Genomic DNA, 10048 nt, shown 5'->3' with positions numbered 1-10048 from the left:
TGTTACAGCCCTTATGGCACGCACTTTCCTTTGATTTTGCGTAACCAAATGTTTGCGGATTTCCATAAAGCTGCTTTTAAATAGCGGCTAATTTGTAGATAACTTCGATCGCTATTCGTGTTCAACTGGGCCAATACGTTCAAACAGTATACAATCATTGCTATATACACTTGATTGTGTACAGCCTGTTCACTATGACCATAGAACTTTTTGATATTCAAATGTTGTTTCATCCATTTGAAAAAGAGTTCAATCGCCCAACGTGATTTATAGATTTCGGCGATTTCATCTGCACTTAAATCAAATCGATTCGTTAGTAAGGTTAGCTCTTTGCCTTTTGTATCAAGTAATTTCAGTCGACGAAACACGTTTTCTGAACGGTTTTGAGTTGTACCAATCACCACCATATCATCCGATAAAACCGTGGAATGTGTAGGCAGTGTAAATGATTCAAGTACTCGTACTACGGCATTTTTGCGAAGTCTTGTGACAAAGAAATAGCCATCATCCGTCATGCGATCAAAACGTTCATAGTCTAAATAACCACGGTCGAATACGTACATGCATTCTTTGTCGTCTATGAATAGTTCTAGCTGACCTCGATCGTGTTCGATGGCATTCGTAAGCACTCCTTTATCTGGATAAGAGAAACCCTTTTCCATAAAAACAAGGCGTAAGTGAAGCTTTACCCCCGATTTTGTCTTTCGAAACTCTGCCCACGTATGATTGGTTAAATTAAGTGGGAGTGTACTCGAATCAATGATTTTCAGTGGTGTCGAAATCTTTCTTCGTTTTTCAAAATCTGTTTTCTTGTGGATTTGGGCGACCAAATCTAAAAAAATCGTTTGAAAGAACTCTGTTGGAATGGTATTGATTCGTCTTCCTAATTGGGAGAAGCTAATCGAGTTCACCCCTGTAGCACATTGCAAATCGTCTGAAAATACAGCGTCACTCAAAGCCCGTAAACTCTCGGTCTCATGGAGCTGCGCATACAAAAGAAGTTTCAAAAAGGGAACCATATAAAGCTTCTTTGTATAGTAATTTAATTGATGTGTTTTCACCTGTTCTTCTAATAATGTCTGATTAAGCGGTGAAAACCATTGTTCAAATGATGTTTTTCGTGTAAACTTATCCATGTGTATGTCCTTTATTGTGGATTTGGATAGGTTACTACCACCAAACCATTATAAAGGATTTTTTTATGGAAAAATTAAGTTGCAGAAAATTCAGTTTTAAAATTTGTGTTGAATTATTTTAGTGCGACACTAGTGTATGAATATATATAAATATAATTTTAGCAATATTCCATTAGCCCTCCATCACTTCCCTTATTAATATTCCTCCATAAATCAAAAGTTCGTTTTTTACTATCCAATTCTTACAATATACGACAAATTAATATTTTTTTCGTCAAAATCCGCACATTCTATTGAAATAACAAAAAATAATATGTATAATAACCAATATCAATAGTTTGGCAGGTGATTTATCATCGATGCAAATGAAATGAAGAAATTTTTATCTCATGTGTATAACAAGATTTCTAAGGAGTTATTTGGTGCTGGTACAACATTATTAAAGGTAACAATCGAACAAAATGTTATCACCCTTCACGCAAAGCATCCTCGTGCATCACGCTCTGCTGCTCTGGAAGGAGAAGTACCCAGCCTTAAACAAGAAGTTGACTTTCATCTGTCCTTACTTTTTAAGAAAAAGCTTAAAGAACAACTAGAAGAAACAACAAATTGGAATATCGAAGCGATTCTTAGGGATTATGATTCTTTCACACAGCTTGCTTTTACAAACATTGTATTATCTAAAAATTAAACTTGGATTTCTTCTTGGATTTATCTAAGCAGAACGCCGACATATACAAAAGATAAGTTTAATCTTTGTTTACAAAGAAAAGACAATCTTAAGTAGAAGGATAATTCTATTTAAGCTTGTCTTTTTTTATTAGGCTGTTTTCTAAAAGATTGTTGTTTTATCAATGGGAAAAAAGAATTAGTTGGAAACAATTAGCAGTCGGAATACACGTAGACTCCTGTGGGATTAGCGAGACAGTCTGAGACCCTGCAGGAGCGTAGCGACGAAGCGGCTCAGCGCGAGCCCCACGGAAAGCGAAGTGCATTCCGGCTGCGGGCCCAATCTTTAGAAAATAGCCTTTTATTATTATCAACGCTAGCAAAAAAGATAGTCTTTTAACCATTAACAAACAAAATCATTTGGAGGGTTCAAAAATGAAAATGAAAAAATTAGTTAGTGCAGTTACAGCTTCATCCTTCTTACTATTAGCCGCTTGTAGTTCAGATGACACAGCAAACAGCAGCAAAGAAACAAAAGAAAAATTAGTTATCTCCACTTGGGGATTTAACGAAGATTTCTTCCGCAACGAAATATATGCACCATTCGAAGAAGAAAATAATGTAGAAATCGTTTTAGATACTGGCAATAATGCAGATCGATTAAATAAAGTAAGACAAGGAAATTCAGATGTAGATGTCATTTTCCTATCTGACTATTATGCACAACAAGGAATTGAAGATGATTTATTTGAAACAATTGATCGCAGCAAGCTTTCTAATCTAGATAATATTTACGAAGCAGCAAAAGCTCCACTAGGCGAAGATTATGGCCCAGCCTATACCATTGCTCAGTTTGGAATTGCTTATAATCCTGATGAAGTAGCAAAGCCAATTACTTCTTGGAAAGACCTATGGAGTGAGGATTTAAAAGGAAAAATAACCATTCCTAGCATTACATCCACAACAGGACCAATGATTGTAGATGCTGCATCCCTAGTTAGCGGCGAACAAGCTTTTAACGAAGATAAGGCTTTTGAACAATTAAAGGCATTAATGCCAAGCATCGTGAAAGAATATGGACAAACTTCTGAATATGTAAATATGTTTGCTCAAGGTGAAATAGCTGCAGGACCAATCATGGAAATGTATTTTGCTGATTTACAGGAAGCAGTGCCTAATGCTGAATTTGTTACACCAGCTGAAGGCGGGTATGCTGTTATGAACACAATGAACGTAGTAAAAGATACCGATCAAAAAGAACTTTCCGAAAAATTCATCAACTATATTTTAGGAAAAGAAGCACAAGAAAAATCTGCAAAGAACAAAGTCGATTCACCTGTTAATACACAAGTTGAATTAACCGAAGAAGAAGCAGAAGGTTTAACATATGGAGAAGATGTTATCGCAAGCTTACACACATTAGATATGAAATTTATCAACGACAATTTAAAAGATTGGATCGATCGCTGGAATCGTGAGCTAGTTCAATAATAGAAAAGAGGGTCATCATGAAAGAGAAGCTAATATTGGATGTAGACACTGGCATTGATGATGCAATTGGTATTCTACTAGCAGTAAAGAGCAACGCATTTGATATTTTAGGGATTACAACCGTTAACGGCAATGTCTCTCTAGACCAAGCAACAACAAACACATGCAAAATACTAGATTTATTAAAAGCAGATCATATTCCTGTTATCAAAGGTGCCGCCACTCCTCTACTTCGGGAGCCCTTCTTCGAACACCGCATCCATGGAGAAGATGGTTTAGGCGGAGCACTAAAGGAGGCAGCTGTCACTCATCCTGTGAGTGATGGCTTCGCTCCAGATTTTTTGATTAATTCAATTCTTAGCTTTTCCGGCGAGGTGACATTAGTGTTCACTGGACCATTAACAAATTTAGCATTAGCTGTTAAAAAATGTCCGCAAATTACGAAACACGTAAAAGAGGTTATTTTCATGGGTGGTGTAGTAAAAGGACCAGGCAATGTTACCCCAACAGCTGAATTTAACAGTTATGTGGATCCAGAAGCTGCCAAAATCGTTTTACATGCAGGCTTTCCTTCTATCACGCAAGTTGGTTTAGATGTAACAAGAAAAGCATTATTGACGAAAGAACATCTCGAATTCATTAAAGATGACACATTAAGAGAATATATTAGTCAAAGCACAAACGATTATCAACAGAAGTATTTTGGCCGTTATGGTATTCATGCTTGTGCTATGCATGATCCACTAGCTGTTGGAATTGCGATAAATAAAAAAATCGTGGAAACGGAAAAGTATTTCGTCGATATAGAAACCAAAAGCGAATTATGTGATGGTCAGCTTATTTGTGACTTTCAAAATCGCCTTAATAAAAAAGCAAATTTACTAGTTTCCTTAAAAGTGGATGATCATGCCTTCTTCCAGATGTTTATAGACATTTTAAATGGTCACTTTGAGGAAAGGGAGTGACGTCTTGAAGAAACGATATTTATACTTACTCTTACTACCGGGTGTATTATTTTTAACAATATTTTTAGTGATTCCTATTCTTTCGATGATTGGTACAACCTTTCACGACGAAGGAACCTTTAGTTTACAAGGATATATCGATTTCTTTAAAGATAAATATTTTATCGATATCCTTCTTACTACTTTGCGAGTAAGTCTACTAACTACCTTTATCTGTATATTAATTGGCTTTCCAGTTTCCTATTATATCGCTAAGCTTCCTAGCAAAAGAAAAGCCATACTCTTGTTGTTTACCATTTTTCCATTGCTGACAAGCCCTGTCGTCCGCTCCTTTAGCTGGATGATTATCATTGGAAAAAATGGTGTGTTAAATAAAACGTTATTGAGCCTAGGGCTTATCCAGGAGCCTTTAAACATTTTATATACACCAAATGCCATTATTATCGGATTAATTCACCTTTTTCTTCCATTAATTATCGTAACACTTGTTGGTGTAATGGAGAATATCGACGGTGATTTATTACGCGCATCGGAAAGTCTAGGCGCTTCAAAGATTGCGACCTTTATGAAAATTATTGTGCCATTATGTGTTCCAGGTCTTGTTATTGGGAGTATTTTAGTATTTGTTGGCAGCTTTACCGCATATACAACACCAGCCTTACTAGGTGGTAAGCAACGAGTGATTTCCACTTTTCTTTACCAAAATGCCATTACACTAAATGATTGGAAACTTGCCTCTATTGTGGCAACGATAATGATTGTTGTTACCTTTATCATTATCTCTATCATGAATGGTGTTGCAAAAAAACTAAATCCAAAGGGGTAAACGTGTATGCAAGAGAAACATAGAGGATTGGCCCTCTTTACAATCCTCGTCTTTATTTTTTTACTTGGGCCACTTGTAATAATATCGATTACCTCTTTTGAGAGTGGAAGCATTCTGAAATTCCCTCCAGAAGAGTATTCCTTTAGATGGTATGAAAATATTTTTAAGGTAGAGATGTTTTTAAGCACTTTTAAGACATCTATTATCGTATCTATAGCAGGAAACATTCTAGCATTATTGCTTGGCGTCCCAGCAGCTTATGCGCTTAGTCGTTTCCACTTTGCTGGCAAGGGCATTATCAATGCTATCTTTGTATCTCCAATTCTTATTCCAGGAATTGTTCTAGGTTTTTCCTTTTTACGCTATATTGTTGTGACCTACAACCTTCCTATTTATTTATCCCTATTTATCGGGCATACGGTCATCATGCTACCATTTATTATTCGCGTTATTTCTTCTAGTCTGGCAAACTTTGATTTTTCTATAGAAGAAGCAGCACTCAGCCTTGGCGCGACTAGAATTGGGACATTCTTTAGCGTAGTATTGCCAAATATTAAATCAGGCATTATTGCAGCAGTCATGATTGCCTTTTTAGAGTCCTTCAATAATGTGGATATTTCTGTTTATATGACTGGACCTGGTGTAAGTACGTTTCCAATTCAAATGCTGCTATATGTAGAAAATTACTTTGATCCTACTGTTGCAGCAATCTCTGTTCTATTAATGTTCCTTACTGCCATCTTTATGTTTGCAGTCGAAAGATTAATGGGCCTGTCTTATTTCACGAAAAGATAATGGAGGATAAAAATGGCATTATTTACTTTAGAAAATGTATCTGTCGCTTATGAGAAGAAAAATATATTAGAAGATTTTAATTTAAGTATCGAAAAAGGGCAGCTTGTTTCCTTATTAGGTCCCAGTGGCTGTGGAAAAACAACAACCCTTCGCTTGATTGCTGGGTTTTTAGAAGCAAGTAATGGAAAATTTATTTTCCAAGATAAAGATTATACGAAGGTTCCTGTGAACAAACGGAACTTTGGCTTTGTTTTTCAAAACTATGCCCTATTCCCCCATCTTTCCATCTTTGACAACATTGCGTACGGCTTGCGCTTACGTAAAATTAGCAAAAAGGAAATCGAGAAACGTGTTCTTAATATGCTGGAAATCGTTAATCTAAGAGGATTCGAACAACGGTTTCCTGGAGAGCTATCTGGCGGACAAAGACAACGCGTGGCAATTGCGAGAGCTTTAGTTATCGAACCCGACATTCTATTATTTGATGAGCCATTAAGTAATCTAGATGCAAATCTAAGAGTCAATATGAGAGTCGAAATACGCAGAATTCAGCAAGAACTAGGAATTACGACTGTTTACGTATCCCATGATCAAGAGGAATGCTTCTCTATTTCCGATCAAGTTGCGATTATGAATAAAGGGATTATTGAACAATTAAGCGACCCTGCGACCATTTATAAATATCCAGAAACGAAATTCGTCGCTGACTTTATTGGCTTTAAAAACTTTATTTCTTTTGATAAGCGAATAGATCACAAAGATTATATCGAACTTGAAAAAGCTGGATTGGTATTTACGATAGACCGTCATGAACATATGGAAAATCTAAATAAAATGATTGGTGCAATCCGTCCCGATGATTTCATCATGGAGCAAAGCACAACAGCTATTCCTACAAATGGGATGACTGGAACAATCAAAATCACAACATTCCTCGGTAGAAGCTATCAATATGTTGTGCAAACCGCTCTAGGTGATTTTACAATCAATAAAGAAATGGTCCAGCCATTTAAAAATGGACAAGAAGTAACGGTGATTATTCCAAAGAATCAAATGGTCCTTGTGGAATAGAGGAGGGTTTTTCATGCAAGTAGATACACTTGTATTAAATGGAACGGTGTATAACAGTTATTTTAAACAATTTAGAAAAGAAAATATTGCCATCAAAGATGGAAAGTTCTTTTATATCGGAAAAAAAGGCAAAGACTATTTCCAAGCAAACGAGATTGTTGATGCGAATGGAAAATTTATTGCACCAGGCTTAATTGATATTCACTTGCATATCGAAAGTACAATGGTAAGCCCTGCGACTTTTTCCTATGCTTTAATTAAAAATGGGGTAACAACGATTGTTCCAGAACCACATGAAATGGCCAATGTGTTTGGCATTGATGGTGTAAAAGAAATGATAAAGGCAAGCAAAACGGAAAAAGTCGATATGTTTTATGGTATCCCTAGCTCCGTTCCTGCAACTTCCATGGAAACAACGGGAGGCGCAATTGAAATAGAGGATATTGAAAAATTACTGCAGACAGAATCAATTAAATGCTTAGGAGAAATCATGAATTACTATGATGTTCTCACAAAGCCTGATTGCAAAACCAATCAAATCCTCGCTTATGTTCGCAAGCACTATCCAGAACTAATTATCGAAGGACATGTACCAAAGCTATTGGATGATGAGTTACAAGGAATCGCATTTGCCGGAGTAGGCTCTGATCACACGCACCAAACAGTCGAAGGAATGAAAGAGAGAATCGCAATCGGCATGTTTTTAGAAATCCAAGAGAAATCAATGACTCCAGAGGTAATCGATTATCTCATTGCAAATCCAGTAAAAGAGCATTTTTGTTTTGTGACAGATGATGTGATGGCAGATTCACTTCAAAGAAGAGGTCATTTAAATGTATTGCTAAAGAAGGCTATTTCAATGGGAATGTCTTATGAAGATGCGATTTATGCATGTACTTATACTCCTGCCAAGCGAATGAGAATGTACGACAGAGGTGTCATCTCACCAGGTAAAATAGCTGATTTTGTGATAGTTAGCAATTTGGATGAATTTTCTATTGATGCTGTTTATAAAAACGGCGAGAAGGTCTTTGATCAAAAACTACCATATGTACAGGATGCAGTTTCTAAACAATTCCCTGCATCCTTCTATGAAAGTGTGAAGCTATCTCCATTAAATGCAGAAAACTTCGAGATTCAAATGGATACAGACAAAAAGAATGTGACCGTTCGCACCATTCATGTACAAAATGGCTCCACTTTTACAGAAGAAAAACAAGACACACTGCCTGTCCATGCTGGTAGATTACAATGGGCAGATAGCGTTTATAGTTTAGTAAAAACCTTTGAGCGCTATGGGAAAAATGGAAATGAAGCATCTGCATTAATCGGTGGAGACATCCTAAAACGAGGTGCTGTCGCGACTACCTACTCCCATGACAATCATAACCTATTAGTTGTAGGGAAAAATAAAAAGGACATGCAGATTGCTGCAAATGAAGTCATTAAAAACCAAGGTGGTATCTGCTGTGTGCATAATGGAGAGATCCTTTCGATGGTCCCATTACCAGTCGGCGGCATCCTCTCTGAAGAACCATTAGAAGTGATTGCAGGGCAAGTTGAAGAATTAACACTCTCTTTAAAATCGCTAGGCTACGAGCATTACAATGTAATCATGTCCCTCAGCACCCTTTCCCTTCCAGTAAGCCCAGCCTTAAAGATTACAGATTATGGGTTAATTGCAGTAAATGAAGGAAAAGTTGTTTCATTTGAGGTTTAAGGGAATTGGAGTTATTGTGACAAAGGATAACTTCTGTTGTACTTTTGTGATTTTACCCCATATCAATTTTCAAGAGAGTTCTCATGACTTTGAGAACTCTTTTTTGCGGTCTTTTTTCTGTAGAGATTTAGATGATTCTATATTAATTCAGCTATCCTTCTCTTCTTACATTCATGAATAATTACTCTTTCGTACTAAGACAAACTTCAGATTACATATATTGTTAGAAAATACATGGAGGGATGCGAATGCAAGTTGATGGGATTCTTCTGGACAACGTGCAATTTACTTCAATACAACCTATTTATTTAGAAGAAATTTCAAAAAGTAAATTAAATAAGCTAGTACGCATTCTTAATGCTGGTGATTCCTTAACTAGTTATATGATTCTCGAAAAAGATCCAGTAGAAAATTTTTATTGGCTAGTAGGAGGATATCCAGAATATCTAGCATACAAATCTCTAATGAATAACAAAAAAACTTCTAGCTACATCCCTTGTATTATTCGCAATTATACTGATACAACCGAACAAAGAATAACATTACTCAAAAGAATGTTCCATCACCAGGTCACCAAATGGATGGATAAACATCAATTAATCGCAGAATTAATAGATCAAAATAAATCTACTAAAACAATTGCCAACAAACTAGGAATTAGTGAATCTCTTGTAAAATCATATTTCATACATCCTGATATTCCAAAGGATATTATTCAGCTAGCAAAAAAGAATCATGGAAGCTTTATTAATCTAGAAAAAATTCGGAGACTTCCTCTTAGCTCCTGTATTCAATACAATTTATTTAAACAAGCTGTATTAAAAACTCGCCATCCAAACCGACTAACTACGGATAAACTTGAAAAAATAAAATGGTTAATTCAACTTGATGACTTTTTTGAGCTAGCAATAGATGCCCAGTGGAAACTTATTCAAAAGGCAATGAAGTATAAAGATCTTCTAAAGCATTACTGGAGAAACGATATTGAAAGAATTCTAGATAAGAATAGAGAGAACCTTTCATCAAATCTAGCACTCTACAATGCTACAATTTTTATTAACGATTCAACTGTATCTAATTTCGTATCTTAAAATGTATGGGTTAGGAAATAAGATTCAAAATGAATATAAACCCGAGAACAATTATACGGAGATGTTAATAAAAATCCCTATAATTGTTTGCGTTTATAAATTATTAAGAAAAGACGATTTTAGGATATCACCTGCAAACAGAATGCACTTCACTTTCCATAGGGCTTCCCTTATGCCTCCCACTTGAAATTATTGGAATATCAACTTTCAAGCCGTTTTATGACTCCTTATTGCGACTATGGAGGTCACTGAAAAAGTATAGATTTTCCAAATTAAATAAGGAT

General features: G+C 35.9%; 9 protein-coding genes. 8 read left to right on the top strand and 1 reads right to left on the bottom strand.

The features are described 5' to 3' along the window. Nucleotides 1-11: 11 nt before the first annotated feature. A complete protein-coding gene (locus tag ADJ83_RS16200; RefSeq protein ID WP_048718406.1) occupies nucleotides 12-1136 on the bottom strand; it encodes an IS4 family transposase in 1125 nt (374 codons plus the stop codon). Nucleotides 1137-1506: 370 nt separating this feature from the next. Here ADJ83_RS16200 and ADJ83_RS16195 point away from each other — a divergent pair, with 370 nt between their 5' ends. The 8 genes from ADJ83_RS16195 to ADJ83_RS16160 all read left to right on the top strand — a co-directional run bounded on the left by ADJ83_RS16195 (nucleotide 1507) and on the right by ADJ83_RS16160 (nucleotide 9764). Continuing rightward, the gene (locus ADJ83_RS16195) at nucleotides 1507-1827 is read left to right on the top strand and encodes a Na-translocating system protein MpsC family protein (RefSeq protein ID WP_031540043.1); all 321 of its coding nucleotides are present in this window, start codon (nucleotides 1507-1509) and stop codon (nucleotides 1825-1827) included. Nucleotides 1828-2246: 419 nt separating this feature from the next. Continuing rightward, nucleotides 2247-3296 (top strand): ABC transporter substrate-binding protein, encoded by a 1050-nt coding sequence (locus tag ADJ83_RS16190; protein WP_031540042.1) that lies wholly within the window; start codon nucleotides 2247-2249, stop codon nucleotides 3294-3296. A 17-nt stretch (nucleotides 3297-3313) separates the two neighbouring features. Next, nucleotides 3314-4261: a nucleoside hydrolase gene (locus ADJ83_RS16185; protein ID WP_031540041.1), complete on the top strand. Its 948-nt coding sequence runs from the start codon at nucleotides 3314-3316 to the stop codon at nucleotides 4259-4261. A gap of 4 nt (nucleotides 4262-4265) precedes the next feature. Beyond that, nucleotides 4266-5087 (top strand): ABC transporter permease, encoded by an 822-nt coding sequence (locus ADJ83_RS16180; protein ID WP_031540040.1) that lies wholly within the window; start codon nucleotides 4266-4268, stop codon nucleotides 5085-5087. A 6-nt stretch (nucleotides 5088-5093) separates the two neighbouring features. After that, entirely contained in the window at nucleotides 5094-5882 is a 789-nt protein-coding gene (locus ADJ83_RS16175) for an ABC transporter permease (protein ID WP_031540039.1), read from the top strand. Between the two features lie 12 nt (nucleotides 5883-5894). Beyond that, nucleotides 5895-6953: an ABC transporter ATP-binding protein gene (locus tag ADJ83_RS16170; RefSeq protein ID WP_031540038.1), complete on the top strand. Its 1059-nt coding sequence runs from the start codon at nucleotides 5895-5897 to the stop codon at nucleotides 6951-6953. Between the two features lie 13 nt (nucleotides 6954-6966). Then, complete coding sequence (locus tag ADJ83_RS16165; protein WP_031540037.1) at nucleotides 6967-8673, top strand: adenine deaminase C-terminal domain-containing protein; 1707 nt, start codon at nucleotides 6967-6969, stop codon at nucleotides 8671-8673. 248 nt (nucleotides 8674-8921) lie between these two features. Continuing rightward, nucleotides 8922-9764, top strand: coding sequence for a ParB/RepB/Spo0J family partition protein (locus tag ADJ83_RS16160; protein ID WP_048718403.1), 843 nt, complete (start codon nucleotides 8922-8924; stop codon nucleotides 9762-9764). Nucleotides 9765-10048 lie beyond the last annotated feature (284 nt).

It is taken from the genome of Bacillus sp. 522_BSPC (assembly GCF_001076885.1).
Lineage (GTDB): Bacteria > Bacillota > Bacilli > Bacillales > Cytobacillaceae > Niallia > Niallia hominis.
Note: the sequence above shows the minus strand (reverse complement) of the source record. Positions and strands in the feature narration are given on the sequence as shown.

Coding starts and splice junctions, on each gene's coding strand:
- ADJ83_RS16165 (WP_031540037.1), top strand. CDS start 6,967: ATGCAAGTAGATACACTTGTATTAAATGGAACGGTGTATAACAGTTAT.
- ADJ83_RS16200 (WP_048718406.1), bottom strand. CDS start 1,136: ATGGATAAGTTTACACGAAAAACATCATTTGAACAATGGTTTTCACCG.
- ADJ83_RS16185 (WP_031540041.1), top strand. CDS start 3,314: ATGAAAGAGAAGCTAATATTGGATGTAGACACTGGCATTGATGATGCA.
- ADJ83_RS16160 (WP_048718403.1), top strand. CDS start 8,922: ATGCAAGTTGATGGGATTCTTCTGGACAACGTGCAATTTACTTCAATA.
- ADJ83_RS16175 (WP_031540039.1), top strand. CDS start 5,094: ATGCAAGAGAAACATAGAGGATTGGCCCTCTTTACAATCCTCGTCTTT.
- ADJ83_RS16170 (WP_031540038.1), top strand. CDS start 5,895: ATGGCATTATTTACTTTAGAAAATGTATCTGTCGCTTATGAGAAGAAA.
- ADJ83_RS16195 (WP_031540043.1), top strand. CDS start 1,507: ATGAAGAAATTTTTATCTCATGTGTATAACAAGATTTCTAAGGAGTTA.
- ADJ83_RS16190 (WP_031540042.1), top strand. CDS start 2,247: ATGAAAAAATTAGTTAGTGCAGTTACAGCTTCATCCTTCTTACTATTA.